The following is a 15,133-nucleotide window of genomic DNA, read 5'->3' as shown; positions in this document are numbered from 1 at the left end:
GGATGTACATCGTGATTTCCCTAGACCTACTCTTTATTTTTTTACATTTAGCGTATGGTTCACCCAAAGTACAAACGATATTTTAGGCAAACTTTGGCTTTTGGACTCATATGGTTGACTTTTGGACTGATTTATGTTCTTTTGGAAAAGGGCATTTTGGGCAGACTAACCGAATATCCAAGTACAGGAGTGGCGTATGATTTTCAAAATGCTTTGATCTATATTGGTGTGGGCAGTTTTTTAGCGGGCCTGGTGCAGGGATGGATTGAGGTTACTTGGTTAAGAAAACGTTTTGCAAAGAATAGGTTTTGGGTGAAGATCTTGTTTAAAAGTGTTTTCTATCTTCTATTCCTAATTTTATTCTTGATTTTATTATCATTAATAACCAATGCGCGCCGCCTTGGGATACCTATTTACGACCCAATAGCTTTGGAAAATGTATCTCAGTTTGTTGGGAATTTTGCATTTTGGAGCGTAATCATCTATGCGGGTGCGGCTTTGGATGTTGCCCTTTTTTATTCAGAGGTAAATGCCTACTTGGGCAATGGAGCAATTTATAATTATTCCTTGGGGAAGTATCACAAACCCAGAGAAGAAAAAAGGATCTTCATGTTTTTGGATATGAAATCCTCTACATTCATTGCGGAGCAGTTGGGACATCTGGAATATTTTACCCTTCTAAAAACGTACTATGCAGATATGACAAACCCCATTTTGGAAACTCTAGGGGAAATCTATCAATATGTCGGCGATGAAATAGTCGTCTCTTGGTCATTAAAGAACGGATTGTACAATAACAATTGTTTGGAGTGTTTTCGAAAAATAGATAACAGATTCAAAAAAAGAAGTGCGTATTATAGAAGGCGGTTTGGCGTAGTTCCTGGTTTTAAAGCAGGCTATCATATTGGGGAGGTTACCGTGGGGGAAATCGGGATTATAAAAAAGGACATCATCTATACTGGGGATATATTGAATACAACAGCACGCATTCAGGAAGAATGTAATACCTACAATGCAAAAACCTTGGTTTCAAACGATTTGATAAAAGTATTGCCCAAAAGTGATACTTTTTTGTTTACCAAAATCGGCAGTTTAATTTTGAAAGGAAAAACAAAGGCCATTCAACTGTTCCGAATGGATTTCAATTTATCCCCTAAGGGCTAGGGAACAACTATATCAATAGTCCATGTAAACCTTACCAACTTAAAATCCGGCCATCTCCCATTTCAATGATTCTGTCCGTTTTCTCTGCAAAATCGGTATCATGTGTTACTATCAACAAGGACAAATTACGTTCTTGGGCCAATGCCTTAAAGATATCCATTACATTCTCGGAATTTTGACTATCCAGGTTACCTGTGGGCTCATCGCCCATAATAATGGCCGGGTCATTGATTAAGGCACGTGCTATTGCAACACGTTGCTTTTGTCCTCCTGAGATACGGGAAGCCAACTTTTTTGCCTGGTCATCAATATGTAATAGTTTCAGTTTTTCCATGGCATCATGCTCTATTTCCTGCAAGGATTTCAACCCTAACTTTTTGGCGGGCAACATTACATTCTCCAAAACGGTAAATTCGGACAGGAGGTAGTGGAACTGGAAAACAAAACCAATATTCTGATTCCGGAGCTTGGCCAATTCCTCATGATGTTTGCCCGTTATTTTTTCACCGTTCAAAAAAAGTTCTCCTTCATAATCCGTATCCATAGTGGATAGGATGTAGAGCAGGGTGGATTTGCCACAACCAGACTTTCCCATAATGGAGACGAACTCCCCATTTTTAATGCTAAAACTAATGTCCTTCAATACATGGAACAAGACAGGTTCCCTAAAATATTTATTGATCCCCCTCGCCTCCAATATATTCTTGGTCCCCATAGTTATTGCCCTCTTATAATTTCAACGGGATCTATTTTTTGAGCTTTTCTTGCCGGAAGATACCCAGCCAAGAATGTGGATACCATGGCAAAGGTGATTCCGATGATGTAGTACCCTGGATTATAATTTACCGGAAAGGTTTTTATGGTAGGCAATGCCTCCGTCTCAAATGGTAAATTATCTATGACCACGGATATTCCATAGCCAATTAAGAGTCCTAAAATACCGCCTACCAGACCTATAAGTATTGCTTGGCTGATAAAAATATATTTTACGTCCCTACCGGAAAAGCCTGTGGCCTTTAAGATGGCAATATCGTTCATCTTCTCATAAATAAGCATATTCAGAATATTGTAGATTCCAAACCCCGCTACGATGAGGAGTGTAATGGAGACGGCGTAGGTAATAAGGTTTCGAATAGAAGTACCTGTTTCAAATTGGGCATTGGCCGTTTTAATGTCCACCGCGGTAAGATCAAACTGTTTTTCAATCTGCTTGGCCATGGGAACCGCATCTTCAATGTCATATAATTTTACATTAATGTCCGTAAAATAATTTCTAGGTTCCCCAAGAATGCGCTGTGTTGTCTTAAGATTGGCAAAACTCTGCACATCATCCAGCTCAGCGAGGCCGCTTTGATAAATGCCTACAATTTTTAAAGGGAAAAGATGGCCCTGGATCGTACTTATCTGAACGGTATTGCCAACGTCCAGGGACATTTTTTTGGCCACCCCGGCACCAATGAGAATTCCGTTGTTCAAATTATCCAAGGCTTCCGGACTTCCTTTTACCACATATTGCCCAAAGTTAAAAAGACGTACTTCCTCCAGAACATCAATACCCACAAGATTTCCTCCCAATTCAATAGAACCAGAGATATAGAAAATTTGGGCCTGTAATTGAGGAATGGCTCCCTTTACCCTGGAATCATTGTTGAGCTGGTCCATAAGGGGTAGGGCATTATGGATTTTTCTTTGGGTAAGTTTGGGTTTTATAGATCGCACCTTGGTAAAACTGTTTTTTATTTTTTCATAGAGATCTACCGGTTGTTTTTCCGATGGTTTTATCTCATTGTAAATGTGTACATGTGGGGTGCGGTCCAAAATTAGACCATCCAAAAGCCCATTAAGGCCGGTCATGAAGCTGACTAAAATGATAAATGTCCCTATACCAAAGGTAACTCCCAATGCAGCAATGGCCGTTTGTTTAATTCGGGTAAGCAAATGCGTCCGGGATATGCTCAATATGACCCTCCAATTGATCATGGTTCGGGTTTATAGATTTTGGTATGCTCATCAATACCAGATAGAATTTCTACCTTTTTTAAATTTCGAATACCAAGGATTACCTCTTGTAGGCCATCATTCGTCATAACCATATTATCGTCTGTAAGATATTCCAGAGGGATGGTTAGAACATTTTCTTTTTGGGCAACAATGATATTGGCCTCACCTGCCAGCCCCGGGTACAGTACCTGGGGCATCTGGTTAAAAACTGCATCTACCTTGAAGGTTTGGGTGCGCTCATCCTTTTGAGGATAAATCTTGTCTATTTTGCCCTCAAAGACCGTATCCGAGTAAGCGTCTAACGTAATCAACACGTTTTGCCCCTTTTTTAACGTTACAATATCCACCTCGTCCACCAAAAGCTCTACAATGAAGAAGGACGACTTGCCCATGCTGGCCAGGGGTTGCTGGGCCGTAATGATTTCCCCCTCGTTTTTATGAATGGCATAGACCTTTCCATTGATCTTACTGGTTATGGTAAAATCTGCGGTATTGACAATAGCAGTTTGGAAACTGTTTTCGGCCTGTTTCATCCGTGTCTGTAAATCATTTTCGGTACGATCAAAACTGTTTTGTAGTGCCTGAAGATTGTTCAGGGAACTTTCATACTGGAGTTTCCTAGTATCATACTCGGCATTGGAGCCTATTCCTTGTTCCCAAAGCCGTTTTTGACGTATGAAATTTATGGAGTCATTGTAAAATTTTAGTCTTGCCGTATGCAGTTCTTTTTCAAGCCCATCAAGTATTGCTGCATTTCCACTGAGCTCCTCTTGTGCCAATTGCAGGTTCAACCTTGCATTTTCCCGGTTGAGTTCCGGCATCTTATTGAAGATTTGGAATAGGGCCTGCCCCTTGGAAACGGTATCTCCTTCTTCTACCAACTGTTTGTCCAAAATACCGGTTACGGAGGAATACACTTCATATAGACTGTCCGGTTGCACCAGTGCAGAGGCATAGACTGATTCTACCAAGGTAGTCTTTTCAGGAGTAATCCCTTCGTTATCAGGGTTGCAAGAAAAAATGAGAAGAGCTATTACAGGAATGGAAATTCGTGTTCGCATAACATACCTTAAGGGCTTAAAATTACGAAACTTGAGGGTGTATTTGTTAAAAGCGGAATTATACGGTGATAAAAAGTGAATAAACATGATATTTGTCATCTTTTACATCTTTGTGGAAGTATAGATTAGCCTATAAAACTGAATGCAATGAAGGAGTTGGTATTGACCTTTAGGGAGAGGGTATCTAAAAATAGTGTGCTTTTGGCCTGTATAGGCATTCTTTATTTATGGTTTGGGATGTTAAAATTCTTTCCCGGAGTGAGTCCGGCCGAAACCATAGCCATGGATACCATCCATGAACTTACCTTGGGTCTTATACGCCCAGATATTTCCTTGATTCTTTTGGCGATATGGGAAACAGGCCTGGGCCTTCTTTTGATTTTCGGTTTATTGAATAGGTTCGCCATAACACTGGCATTGGTACATATGATACTCACTTTTACTCCCTTTCTATTTTTTCCGGAGCTTACATTTACCAAAGCTCCTTTTGGTCTTACACTTTTAGGACAATATATTATGAAGAATATTGTCTTTTTGGGTCTTTTGGTCTTTTTGTTGGATAAGGAGCGTAAAAAGAAAAAAGAAATATGATCAAAGGATTTCAGGGACCACTCTATTCTTTTAAACTTTCCATTAGTTCCTGGGTAATACTTTGAATTTCCTTTTTTGTGGTCTTGAAACCCAAAGTAAAATCTTGAAGCTTTTCTTGTAACCCTAAATGTGTTCGCCGGGTAAAACCATGCTCAGTATCCTTTTCATCTATGGCCAGAGCTAATTGGTACCTATGTTCCCTGGTATTGGCCAGGAGTTTGTTACAAGTGTATTTTAAATCTTGAAAGCGCATGACCTCTTCCCGAATTTCATCCAAATTCTGATATTGGATCAAATCTTCAAAATAACGATCTAAAAGCCTTTGAAGAAACAGTAGCTCATCCTTATAAAATGTCAGATGGTTAACCCAGTTATCCGCCTCCCAGTATAGTTTTTGCCAATCCATAGTATCGTTTTGATCCATTTTTAGTAGTGAAATAATGAACTAAATTAAGTAGGAATTTAAGTTTCAAAAATGATTTTCGTCATACCATTTTCATATTATTTTATTGAACTTTTGCATTCCAAAAAATAGAGGCAACATTGGTACCAACGGCACGGATTAAATGGTAAAAGCAGTTTTGGCAGATGTGTTAAAAGTAGTATGATTTAAAGGACTTTATATCGTTGCACAAATAGTAAACATTTAACTTTGTAGTATGCGGGTCTTCGATAAAAACAGCAACATCTTTAGATTGCTTTCAGAATCAATCTCACAAGGCATTCTTGTGGTAAACGAACGACAGGAGATCGTTGCTTCCAACCAACGTTCCAATCAACTTTTTGGATATGATAAGGATGAACTTTTAGGCCAACAATTATCTATTCTAATCCCCAACGAGAAAAGGGAAAAGCATAGGAAATTGGCCGAAGGCGTTTATTGGGAAGATGTTGGAATGCGGGAAATGAAGGGAAGGAATTTATTGGGACTTCATAAGAACGGAGATCAAATTCCATTACAAGTGGGGTTAAGTCCTTTTTCACTTTATGGAAATAAATATGTGCTCACTTTGATTGAAGATCTTTCCATGATCAAGGAAAAGGATAACCAGATATATGAGCTCAATACACAACTGGAAAAAAAAATAAGGTTGCGTACCCAAGAGCTCCGGGATACCGTGGCCATACTTAAAAGGGAAGTGAAAAGAAGGAAAGAGGCCGAAAACAAAATAAAGGACGCCCTTCAGCGAGAAAGGGAATTGAACGACCTTAAGACCAAATTCCTTTCCTTGGTATCGCATGAATTCAAAACGCCCTTAAGTGGTATCCTTACAGCGGCCACCTTGGTCGGAAAATACAATACGGAAGAGGGACAAGGAAAAAGGGAGAAACATTTAAAAACCATAATTGGGGAAGTACGAAGGCTCAACACCATTTTGACCGACTTTCTTTCCATAGAACGTCTGGAGCAGGGCAAGGAAGTATACCGATTGGCGGATTTTTCTTTAAGCAAGGTAGTTAATGAGGTGATTTATGATGCCAATATGATCCTTAAGGACGGTCAAAAAATAAACTATCCACAAAATATCGATGATACCATAATTAACCAGGATGAAAGAATCGTAGGGCTGGCACTTACCAATCTTTTGCACAATGCCATAAAGTATTCCCCTGAGGATACCGAAATAGACTTCCGTGTAAACCTTTCGGAAAACAAAATCACGTTTCATATCAAGGATCAAGGCATAGGCATTCCCAAAGCTGATCAAAAGCACATTTTTGATAGATATTTCAGAGCAGAGAATGTGCTGTTGACCCAAGGTACGGGTATTGGCCTAAATATTATAAAAACCCATATAGAAAATCTTGGTGGTAATATTTACTTTAAAAGTAAGGAGAACGCCGGGAGTGTCTTTACCATGGAACTTCCTTTGGCAAAGACCTAATACCAACCTATAAAATTTTTATTGGACCTTATGAGATATAGACCCTAAAAACCAAAACGCGTGATGTCAAAAAAAGTACTCTTAATAGAAGATGATACCGTTCTTAGGGAAAATACGGCCGAGCTCCTAGAACTGTCCAATTATGAAGTGATTACCGCCTCCAATGGAAAAAAGGGAGTGACCATGGCCAAAAAACATCTTCCGGACGTTATCATTTGTGACATCATGATGCCTGAATTGGATGGCTACGGGGTTCTGGAAACTTTGTTTGAAAACGATACTACGAAGTCCATTCCCTTCATTTTTCTTTCAGCCAAGACAGAACGTAAGGATATAAGACAAGGGATGGAATTGGGCGCTGACGACTATTTGACCAAACCTTATGAGGAGTCCGAACTGATTGGAGCAATCGAAAGTAGATTGGCCAAGGTTGAAATTCTTCGGGAGTCCAGCAAAAAGGCTGAAGCGGACATGCAACTATTCGAGGACGGCATTAGAAACCTAAATGGACTAAAGAATTACATTTATGATGAAGGCGAGGAGTTTTCACATTCACAAGGAGAGACTATTTATAATGAAGGAAATAACTCCAACTGGGTGTATTTGGTGCTTTCTGGGGTTGTGAAGACCCATAAATTGGACGAGCGCGGCAAGGAACTTATAACCGGAATCTATAAACCGGATGATTTTTTTGGTTTTACCTGCTTTACGGACAACATTCCTTATAACGAGTATGCTACGGCGATAGAAAACACCATGGTGGCCGGTATTCCAAAACAGCGGTTGAAACAAATCTTGGAGGAAAACCATAAACTGGTCTTGGAGTTGGTTAGATTGCTGGCCGAGAGTCTTTCTGACATCAAGGAACAATTGCTACAAATGGCCTACGGATCGGTCCGTAAGAAGACCGCGCACACTATATTAAAGTTTGACGAAAAACTTCAAAAGGACGGTAAGGGCAATATCCATATTTTACGAAGCGACCTTGCAGGAGTAGCCGGTATGGCCACTGAAACCCTAATTAGAACGCTTTCCGATTTTAAAAAAGAAGGTTTGATATCCATTGAGGATAGAAACATTAGAATACTCGATAAAGAAAGACTTTGTCGCATCTCTTAAAAAAACAGTTTTAGAGGTTTCATGATCTAAATCATTTTTTGGTAGGTTGGGCTAAAGTAGTTTTACGGTAAACTACAAAAACGGACCAATCATGTTACAGGTTTTACTACCCACTGATTTTTCCGAGAATTCTTGGAATGCCATAGTATACGGCCTTGAATTACTGAAAAAATCCAAATGTACTTTTTACCTTTTGCATATTAATCCCGTGCCCCCTTATTCCGGGGCCGGAAGCTCTGTGCGTGTATCCCCTAAACTTATTGAGGATACCATATTAAAGGATAGCCGAAAGAATCTACAATTGCTATTGAATCGCATTGAAAATCGTTTTGTAAATCAAGGACATACTTTTGTCACAATTGCGTTGTATGATTTTTTCGTAGATAGTATTAAAAGGCAAGTAGAAGATAAAAAAATAGACTTGATCGTTATGGGAACTAAAGGGGCCTCTGGTCTAAAAAAGGTGACCGTTGGAAGTAATACCGGGGATGTGATCACCAAGGTAAAATGTCCCTTGCTTGCCGTGCCTGAGAATGCAACCTATAGGACCCCAAAGGAAATAGTCTTTCCTACGGACTATCACTTAGGTTATGATTTAAAGGTATTGAATACTCTGATCGAGATGGTGAATACACATGGATCAGTCCTTCGAATCTTACATATCTCCAAGAAGGGCGAGCAATTGAACGAGGAGCAACTTAAAAACAAGGAGTTTCTTGACGATTACCTGAATGATGTAGAACATACCTTCCATTCGCTTACGGGAACAAAGTTAGAAACTGCCGTACAATGTTTTTCCGAGAGCAGGGATACGGATGTTGTTGCCATGGTGGCCAAAAACTTGAACTTTTTTCAGCGAATTCTATTTAAACCAAGAATTGAGGAAATCAGCTATCATACAGAAATCCCTTTTTTGGTATTACATGAATAGTAGGCTTTAGTGTATCCCAAACTGACCAAAATCATGGTTTTTGGATGTTGGCGAACTTATTTTTGTTAACAAACGGTTATCATGAGAAAGATTTTGGTTCCTACGGATTTTTCCGAAAACGCATTCAATGCACTTAAGTATGCCTGCAGCGTTTTTAAGTATGAAAAAAGTGAAATTTTCATCGTGCACGCGTACGCGGATGAAGTTTATGAAAAGGAAACATCCGTAAAGCGCAGTTTTTTGGAGAAGCTGAAAGAAACAACCCTTAAGAATTCCGAAAAACATTTAAAAAGCATTCTGTTAAAGATAAAGACCCATTTCCCCAACCCCAAACACAGTTATAAAACCATTTCTGCTTTCGGTTCGTTAACGGATGAAGTCAACGATCTTGTAAATAGTGAAAACATGGACATTGTGGTCATGGGGACACGTGGGGAAACCAATGATCGCAAAATAATCTTTGGTACAAATACCCTACAGGTACTCAAATATGTCAATTGCCCTGTTCTGGCGATTCCGGAGGATTATGAATACCAGGCGCCTAAGGAAGTACTCTTTCCCACCGATTATATGGTCCCTTATAAAAGAAGGGAACTCAAATTGTTATGCGAAATCACGGGCTCCTTTAGGTCTAAGATACATCTGCTATACATTAATCCGGCTAAAAAGCTATCGCTACGTCAAGAGGACAACCAGCAATTTCTTGAAGGATGTCTCTCCAAAGCCAAATTGATGTTTGAGACCGTTTCCGAAAAGGACAAAACTATGGCCATTACCAAATACATTGTACATAAGGATATTGATATGTTGGTATTGGTGAATTCCAGACATTCTTATCTGGAGGATATGTTGTACCAGTCTACCATAGATAGAATAGGACTACATATAAAAATTCCGTTTATGGTAATGCAAAACCTTTTTAGGTAACCCTTACCATCAGAAAAGATGGGCATGATTATGGAAAGAAGTGAAAAGGAATCCAAGAATTTAAATATTTAAAGAATACCACAATGAAACGAATTATATTGCCAACGGATTTTTCGGACAATGCCTATAACGCCATACAATATGCCCTTAACCTATATAAGGAAAAGGAATGTACCTTTTATCTATTGCACACCTATACTCCGGCAATTTATCACTCGGAATATATGTTGCATAGTCCGGGTCAGATCGGTCTCGGGGATTTATACCAGACCGATACCATGACCCAGTTGGAAGAATTAAGGGACCGGATCTGTAGGGAATTTAAAAATCCGAAGCATACTTTTTTTCTACATTCCGCCTTCAATACTTTGGTGGATGAGATTTTGGATACTGTTAAGAATGAAAATGCCGATTTGGTCATCATGGGCACACAAGGCGCAACAGGAGCCAAAGAAATCTTGATAGGTACCAATTCGGTGCATGTGATCAAGAAAGCGACATGTCCCGTAATCCTTGTACCTTCAAGCTTTGAATATGAGAAGCCAAAAGAGGTTTTATTCCCGACGGATTACGAAGTGGACTATCAGCAAGAACATCTAGAGGAGCTATTAGCTATTGCCCGGGAGCATATAAGTAGAATAGAAGTGCTGCACGTATCGCAAGGTTTGGATTTGAGCGAGGAACAACTGACCCATAAAAAAAAGCTGGATGCTATTTTTAAGGATGTTGAGCATTTGTTCCACGACCTGCCACAGCAACAGATAATTACGGCTATCAACAATTTTCAGCTTAAAATGAGGAAGAATCTTTTGGTGATGATCAAGAACAAACACACTTTTTTAGAACGTTTGTTTGTTGAGCCCATCATCAAAAAAATTGGTTTTCACGTTACCATTCCGTTCATGGTAATACCACCCTACAAAAAAAATGAAAAATGAAAAATATCTTAGTCCTTACCGACTTTTCGGATAATGCGTACAATGCATTGTTTTATGTGTCCAAGCTTTTTGATCAAGATGGATGTGACTTTTTTCTATTGAATGCCTATGGAGAAGAATCATCCCGGGGAGGCAGACTTTTAAATGGGGAAGAGGAAGTAGTTACCTTGGAGAAAAGAAGGTCAAAGGAAGGTTTGGAGAATGTCTTCCACAAAATAAACCTGGACAACCCCAATCCAAAACACCGATACCAAAAGCTTTCTAAAAATATGGATTTGATGACCGCCGTAAAGAAAGCTATACGGGAGTTTAAGATAGACTTGTTGGTTTTGGGAAATAAAGGAACTACCAGTCTGGTTTCTGTTTTTTGGGGGAGCACCACTATTAAGGTTATGACCAGTATCAAGGAATGTCCCATTTTGGCCGTTCCCGCCGATAAGGAATTTACAACTCCCTCTGAGATTGCCTTTGCCACTAATTATAAAAGGACTTTTGACGCTGAGGTTATGGCGCCGGTACGTTTTATGACTTCACTATGCGGTGCTGCCGTAAGAATAGTTCATATAAACGAAGAGAAACGCCTAAGTAAGTTTCAGGAATCAAATCTAAATACACTAATAGCTTATTTAAAACCCATGGAGCATACCTTACATTGGATGCCTAACTTCACAAGTAAAACAAAGGCTATACAGGTGTTTCTAGACGAATTGAATATTGGAATGTTGGCAATGGTCAACTACGAACATAGTTTTTTGGAACTTCTATTGCGAGAGCCGGTCATTCAAAGAATGACGTTCCATATCACGATTCCGTTTTTGGTAATCCCAGGTGACTGATTCAAATCATAGGATATTCCCTGTCCTGGCTTTAATTTTATAGAAACAATAAAAATAATGCCATGGACAAAAGAATTTTGCTGCCAACGGATTTTTCCAAGAATGCCCTGAACGCCATCAGATATGCTTTAAACCTGTATGGGAATCAGCGTTGCGATATTTATTTTTTACATGCCTATCAAGTGCATGGCTACTCCATTGATAGTATGATGGTTCCAGAACCTGGAGAAAAGTTTTATGAAGCTGCAAGGAAAAAATCTGAAGAAGGATTTGAAAAACTGATGGAAATCTTAAAACTACATGGAAAAAATGAAAAGCATACCTACCATACGATTTCGACCTATAATTCCCTGCTTTATGCCATAAAAAATACCATTACCAAAAAAGATATAGATATTGTGATTATGGGTACAAAAGGATCCACCGGCTCCGACACTATTTTATTTGGTACTAACACCGTGGATGTAATGGAGAAGATAACGGAGTGCCCTGTGATGGCCATACCGGAACATACTACGTTCATTTTACCTAAAGAAATTGTTTTCCCTACAGATTATACCACTGGTTTTAAGCGCAGGGAATTAAATCATCTTAAGGAAATTTCAAAGCTATATGGTTCCTTTATTAGGGTATTGCACATAAAAGAAAATCCAGAGCTAAGTCGTATTCAAGAGAGCAATAAAATTCTATTGGAAGCTATATTGGAAGACGTAAACCACAGTTTTCATATGCTCAAAGATATCAAGGTGCATAAGGGAATTGCCGCTTTTATAGAAAGTAGGGGTAGTGATATGATCGCCTTTGTAAATAGAAAACATCGTTTTTTTGGTAGTATGCTCTCAAAACCTTTAGTGAAACAGTTGGGATACCATTCCCGTATTCCGGTCCTGGCCTTGAACGATTACTCATAAAATTGGCGCGGATATGAAGAATATTGGAATTTGGATAGATAAGGAAAAGGCACATATTGTAGTGTGTACGGAACATGGTGAAAAATTGAGCACACTTCAGTCCAATGTGGAGTTTTATAACCCTAAAGGAGGCTCTAGGTCCAAGACCCGTTGGGGTCCTCAAGACGTAGTACAGGATAGTAAATACTTGGAAAGGGAAAAACATCAGCTTAAGGCTTACTTTAAAAAATTGGTCAAAATGGTAACGGATGCAGATGCCCTGGCCATTTTTGGTCCGGCCGAAACAGGAGAAAAATTTGAAAAAGAACTTTTGGAAAAGCATCCTAAGTTAGCCTCGAAGGTTAAAACGGTGACCCGGTCGGATAGCATGACAAATAATCAGGTAAAGGCTTTGATCCGGGATTTTTTTAATAAGGACAAAGGTTAAGAATAGCTTGTTATGAAAACGGGAAAAACCAAGGTTAAAAGCAATCCACTGGAGAAGGATACAAAAGTGGAGGAACTACATAGAGCTTCCCAACAATGGAAATCTATGTTACGATTCATAGAAGACGAGATGATTTTTATAGACCGATTGCTGCACTCCTATGTTTTTGAACCGGATACCCCTAATCTTTTTGAACGGTTACAGAACTATCTAAATCGGATGAAAAAATCAAAATCGAAAAAGAGTCGGATTGAACGTAACATTTTGAATCACGAAGGCGATCTGTGGGGAATGCTGGAATGCAAGGATGGTATTGCCGATAAGGAATATTGTCAAAGCCATGATAAATTAGGGTTTGAGGTTATGGATTTTGTAAACGATTTTCAAATCCTAAAGTCAGAAATCTTTAATTATGCCGGAGGTATTCTTAAAAAACGAAAACCACAATCACGGATATCTTAGGTTTGAAGAAAGAAAAGCTGATTAATTGATGTTTAGGGCTTTTTGTAGGATAATCATAATTTTACAGAGCTATGCATTTAAATAGATTAGTCGGATTTAACTGATCAAAATCATTTCAAACAATTGTGGATGTCAATAACTTAGGGAGCAGAATAAGTAGTAACCCAAAAAAATCAAAAAGCTATGTCACTTATTGAATTCACAAAAAACCGATGGCCATGGAACTACGGTTTAACCGATTTCCTGGAACGAGAACATTTTTTTAATGATGATTTCTTCAATTTGGAAAAATCATCTCCCGCAATCAATGTAAAGGAGCACAAGAATAATTTTGAAATTGAATTGGCCTCTCCCGGATTTGACAAAAAGGACTTTGAGATTTCGTTGAAAGACCATGTTTTGGAAATATCCGCCGAAAAGGAAAAAGAAGAAACCGGGAAGGATAATGGGTATGCCCGTAAGGAGTTCAACTACCGTTCGTTTAGACGAGCTTTGCAATTACCTAAAACCATTGATGAGTCCAAAGATATTAGGGCCTCATATAAAAGCGGAATTCTAAGGTTAAATCTTCAAAAGAAGGAAGATACCGAACAGAAGCCCAAAAAAATGATTGAGGTTATTTAACCTCTTATTTAAAGCGGTAAATAGAACTGTCCCTGTTTGCCGCTTTTTAAGATTACGGATATGAATGCACAACAAAGAACATATAAATATATAAAGTGGATCAGTCCACAGGAAATGCACGAGGTTTCACTATCCTGGTTTTCAGAGTTAAGTTTTGTACGGGATGAGCAACTGTTTCTGAACGATTTGGTGAAGTCCTATACCTTGCAGTTAACCGATACGGATATCTTTGAGCAGAGTAGGCGAATAATTTCTGCAATTTCAAAGGCCGAAAAAGAAGTAGTTGTCTTGCTCAAGAAGGTGCAGGCACATGAGAACCAGTTGGAAATAATGGTAGACGATATAGATCAGCCTAAAATGGAAAAGGCTTATAGGGATACACATCGGGATTTGGTAACGGAAATAGAGGGCTACTTACACGAATACAGAAGCCTAAAAAGTAACCTGTTCCAACTTATCACACAAGTAATGAAAAAAGAGAAACGCAAAAGGTTGCTTAATTAATCCCATATAAATCAACTAAACTATGAAAAGGACTTTTCTACTCTTTTTGTTGGCTTTGATCGGTTGTTCGTCAACACGGTTGGTCAGTAATTGGAAAAACCCGGATATTGTTTTGTTCCATGCCTATAAGGTGCTTATTGTGGGTATGGCTCCCAGTGAGGAAGCAAGGGTAGCTTTCGAGAGCAGGATGCAAAAGGAATTTGAAAAAAGGGGGATAGAATCTGTACGGAGCCTAGATTTGTTTGATGTAGAGTTCACGGCTTCGGCACGATCCGATGAAGAAATTTTAAGAGTGGAGCAGCAGCTCCTGGATAAGGACTTTGATGCCATATTGTTCAACAAGGTAGTAGGGTCCCAGGACAAACACACCTTTAGAAAGAAGATAAAGGGTATAAACCAGCTTTTCCAAACTTTTTCTGATGATTATAAGGGCCATCAGGACATATATTACGACGAGGATTATTACGATGGATTTACCGTATATCATGCGGAGACCTCATTATTTTGCATTTGTGTTGATAAGGAAATGGAATTGATTTGGCGAGGAGCCATAGATATAACAGACCCTACCAATATGGAAAAGACAATCAATGATTATGTAAAATTGGTAATTCTGGCCATGGAAGAGCAGGACCTCATTTTCTATAAAGGTTCAAAGAATGAAGTTACCGGTCTTTAATATCAGGAGTTTTGAACGGGAATTTTTATAGAAAGTAAAAATTAGTAAGTGGCCTTCCCTTATACTTTTGGG

18 protein-coding genes are annotated in these 15,133 nt (G+C 39.0%); 14 read left to right on the top strand and 4 right to left on the bottom strand.

Translation table 11 applies throughout. The features are described 5' to 3' along the window. Nucleotides 1-54 precede the first annotated feature (54 nt). Entirely contained in the window at nt 55-1,164 is a 1,110-nt protein-coding gene (locus ACP2AF_RS18490) for an adenylate/guanylate cyclase domain-containing protein (RefSeq protein WP_425237624.1), read from the top strand. A 31-nt stretch (nt 1,165-1,195) separates the two neighbouring features. On the opposite strand, the gene ACP2AF_RS18485 is transcribed toward ACP2AF_RS18490, so the two are convergent. The 3 genes from ACP2AF_RS18485 to ACP2AF_RS18475 are packed head-to-tail and all read right to left on the bottom strand — an operon-like array spanning nt 1,196 to nt 4,226. After that, complete coding sequence (locus tag ACP2AF_RS18485) at nt 1,196-1,879, bottom strand: ABC transporter ATP-binding protein (protein ID WP_425237623.1); 684 nt, start codon at nt 1,877-1,879, stop codon at nt 1,196-1,198. A gap of 2 nt (nt 1,880-1,881) precedes the next feature. Next, nucleotides 1,882-3,144, bottom strand: coding sequence for an ABC transporter permease (locus ACP2AF_RS18480; protein ID WP_425237622.1), 1,263 nt, complete (start codon nt 3,142-3,144; stop codon nt 1,882-1,884). Beyond that, complete coding sequence (locus ACP2AF_RS18475; protein WP_425237621.1) at nt 3,141-4,226, bottom strand: efflux RND transporter periplasmic adaptor subunit; 1,086 nt, start codon at nt 4,224-4,226, stop codon at nt 3,141-3,143. The genes ACP2AF_RS18480 and ACP2AF_RS18475 overlap by 4 nt, the downstream gene beginning before the upstream one ends. A gap of 147 nt (nt 4,227-4,373) precedes the next feature. Here ACP2AF_RS18475 and ACP2AF_RS18470 point away from each other — a divergent pair, with 147 nt between their 5' ends. Beyond that, nucleotides 4,374-4,817: a DoxX family membrane protein gene (locus ACP2AF_RS18470; RefSeq protein ID WP_425237620.1), complete on the top strand. Its 444-nt coding sequence runs from the start codon at nt 4,374-4,376 to the stop codon at nt 4,815-4,817. Nucleotides 4,818-4,839: 22 nt separating this feature from the next. On the opposite strand, the gene ACP2AF_RS18465 is transcribed toward ACP2AF_RS18470, so the two are convergent. After that, on the bottom strand, nt 4,840-5,241 hold the full coding sequence (locus ACP2AF_RS18465) for a hypothetical protein (RefSeq protein ID WP_425237619.1): 402 nt from the start codon (nt 5,239-5,241) through the stop codon (nt 4,840-4,842). A 271-nt stretch (nt 5,242-5,512) separates the two neighbouring features. Between ACP2AF_RS18465 and ACP2AF_RS18460 the strand changes: the two genes are divergently transcribed. From ACP2AF_RS18460 to ACP2AF_RS18405, 12 genes are all read left to right on the top strand, one after another. Then, on the top strand, nt 5,513-6,703 hold the full coding sequence (locus ACP2AF_RS18460) for a PAS domain-containing sensor histidine kinase (RefSeq protein ID WP_425237618.1): 1,191 nt from the start codon (nt 5,513-5,515) through the stop codon (nt 6,701-6,703). A 63-nt stretch (nt 6,704-6,766) separates the two neighbouring features. Beyond that, nucleotides 6,767-7,822 carry a response regulator gene (locus tag ACP2AF_RS18455; protein ID WP_425237617.1) on the top strand — a complete coding sequence of 352 codons (1,056 nt, stop codon included), beginning with the start codon at nt 6,767-6,769 and terminating at the stop codon, nt 7,820-7,822. 91 nt (nt 7,823-7,913) lie between these two features. Further along, on the top strand, nt 7,914-8,753 hold the full coding sequence (locus tag ACP2AF_RS18450; protein ID WP_425237616.1) for a universal stress protein: 840 nt from the start codon (nt 7,914-7,916) through the stop codon (nt 8,751-8,753). 81 nt (nt 8,754-8,834) lie between these two features. Continuing rightward, nucleotides 8,835-9,680, top strand: a complete 846-nt coding sequence (locus ACP2AF_RS18445) for a universal stress protein (protein ID WP_425237615.1) — start codon at nt 8,835-8,837, stop codon at nt 9,678-9,680. 83 nt (nt 9,681-9,763) lie between these two features. After that, nucleotides 9,764-10,618: a universal stress protein gene (locus tag ACP2AF_RS18440; protein WP_425237614.1), complete on the top strand. Its 855-nt coding sequence runs from the start codon at nt 9,764-9,766 to the stop codon at nt 10,616-10,618. Beyond that, complete coding sequence (locus ACP2AF_RS18435; RefSeq protein ID WP_425237613.1) at nt 10,615-11,454, top strand: universal stress protein; 840 nt, start codon at nt 10,615-10,617, stop codon at nt 11,452-11,454. The genes ACP2AF_RS18440 and ACP2AF_RS18435 overlap by 4 nt, the downstream gene beginning before the upstream one ends. 62 nt (nt 11,455-11,516) lie before the next feature. Then, nucleotides 11,517-12,365, top strand: coding sequence for a universal stress protein (locus ACP2AF_RS18430; RefSeq protein WP_425237612.1), 849 nt, complete (start codon nt 11,517-11,519; stop codon nt 12,363-12,365). 13 nt (nt 12,366-12,378) lie between these two features. Further along, nucleotides 12,379-12,792, top strand: a complete 414-nt coding sequence (locus ACP2AF_RS18425; RefSeq protein ID WP_425237611.1) for a hypothetical protein — start codon at nt 12,379-12,381, stop codon at nt 12,790-12,792. A gap of 12 nt (nt 12,793-12,804) precedes the next feature. Further along, nucleotides 12,805-13,254: a hypothetical protein gene (locus tag ACP2AF_RS18420; RefSeq protein WP_425237610.1), complete on the top strand. Its 450-nt coding sequence runs from the start codon at nt 12,805-12,807 to the stop codon at nt 13,252-13,254. Nucleotides 13,255-13,437: 183 nt separating this feature from the next. Beyond that, complete coding sequence (locus ACP2AF_RS18415) at nt 13,438-13,878, top strand: Hsp20/alpha crystallin family protein (protein WP_425237609.1); 441 nt, start codon at nt 13,438-13,440, stop codon at nt 13,876-13,878. A 60-nt stretch (nt 13,879-13,938) separates the two neighbouring features. Further along, nucleotides 13,939-14,382, top strand: a complete 444-nt coding sequence (locus ACP2AF_RS18410) for a hypothetical protein (RefSeq protein ID WP_425237608.1) — start codon at nt 13,939-13,941, stop codon at nt 14,380-14,382. A 22-nt stretch (nt 14,383-14,404) separates the two neighbouring features. Beyond that, nucleotides 14,405-15,061 carry a hypothetical protein gene (locus tag ACP2AF_RS18405; RefSeq protein WP_425237607.1) on the top strand — a complete coding sequence of 219 codons (657 nt, stop codon included), beginning with the start codon at nt 14,405-14,407 and terminating at the stop codon, nt 15,059-15,061. Nucleotides 15,062-15,133 lie beyond the last annotated feature (72 nt).

The organism is Ulvibacterium sp. (genome assembly GCF_965248315.1).
GTDB lineage: Bacteria > Bacteroidota > Bacteroidia > Flavobacteriales > Flavobacteriaceae > Ulvibacterium.
Note: the sequence above shows the minus strand (reverse complement) of the source record. Positions and strands in the feature narration are given on the sequence as shown.

Bases quoted from the DNA above. Each gene is read 5' to 3' on its own strand.
- ACP2AF_RS18480 (WP_425237622.1), bottom strand. From the start codon at position 3,144: ATGATCAATTGGAGGGTCATATTGAGCATATCCCGGACGCATTTGCTT.
- ACP2AF_RS18415 (WP_425237609.1), top strand. From the start codon at position 13,438: ATGTCACTTATTGAATTCACAAAAAACCGATGGCCATGGAACTACGGT.
- ACP2AF_RS18485 (WP_425237623.1), bottom strand. From the start codon at position 1,879: ATGGGGACCAAGAATATATTGGAGGCGAGGGGGATCAATAAATATTTT.
- ACP2AF_RS18440 (WP_425237614.1), top strand. From the start codon at position 9,764: ATGAAACGAATTATATTGCCAACGGATTTTTCGGACAATGCCTATAAC.
- ACP2AF_RS18430 (WP_425237612.1), top strand. From the start codon at position 11,517: ATGGACAAAAGAATTTTGCTGCCAACGGATTTTTCCAAGAATGCCCTG.
- ACP2AF_RS18475 (WP_425237621.1), bottom strand. From the start codon at position 4,226: ATGCGAACACGAATTTCCATTCCTGTAATAGCTCTTCTCATTTTTTCT.
- ACP2AF_RS18410 (WP_425237608.1), top strand. From the start codon at position 13,939: ATGAATGCACAACAAAGAACATATAAATATATAAAGTGGATCAGTCCA.
- ACP2AF_RS18470 (WP_425237620.1), top strand. From the start codon at position 4,374: ATGAAGGAGTTGGTATTGACCTTTAGGGAGAGGGTATCTAAAAATAGT.
- ACP2AF_RS18435 (WP_425237613.1), top strand. From the start codon at position 10,615: ATGAAAAATATCTTAGTCCTTACCGACTTTTCGGATAATGCGTACAAT.
- ACP2AF_RS18405 (WP_425237607.1), top strand. From the start codon at position 14,405: ATGAAAAGGACTTTTCTACTCTTTTTGTTGGCTTTGATCGGTTGTTCG.
- ACP2AF_RS18425 (WP_425237611.1), top strand. From the start codon at position 12,379: ATGAAGAATATTGGAATTTGGATAGATAAGGAAAAGGCACATATTGTA.
- ACP2AF_RS18450 (WP_425237616.1), top strand. From the start codon at position 7,914: ATGTTACAGGTTTTACTACCCACTGATTTTTCCGAGAATTCTTGGAAT.
- ACP2AF_RS18465 (WP_425237619.1), bottom strand. From the start codon at position 5,241: ATGGATCAAAACGATACTATGGATTGGCAAAAACTATACTGGGAGGCG.
- ACP2AF_RS18490 (WP_425237624.1), top strand. From the start codon at position 55: ATGGTTCACCCAAAGTACAAACGATATTTTAGGCAAACTTTGGCTTTT.
- ACP2AF_RS18445 (WP_425237615.1), top strand. From the start codon at position 8,835: ATGAGAAAGATTTTGGTTCCTACGGATTTTTCCGAAAACGCATTCAAT.
- ACP2AF_RS18455 (WP_425237617.1), top strand. From the start codon at position 6,767: ATGTCAAAAAAAGTACTCTTAATAGAAGATGATACCGTTCTTAGGGAA.
- ACP2AF_RS18420 (WP_425237610.1), top strand. From the start codon at position 12,805: ATGAAAACGGGAAAAACCAAGGTTAAAAGCAATCCACTGGAGAAGGAT.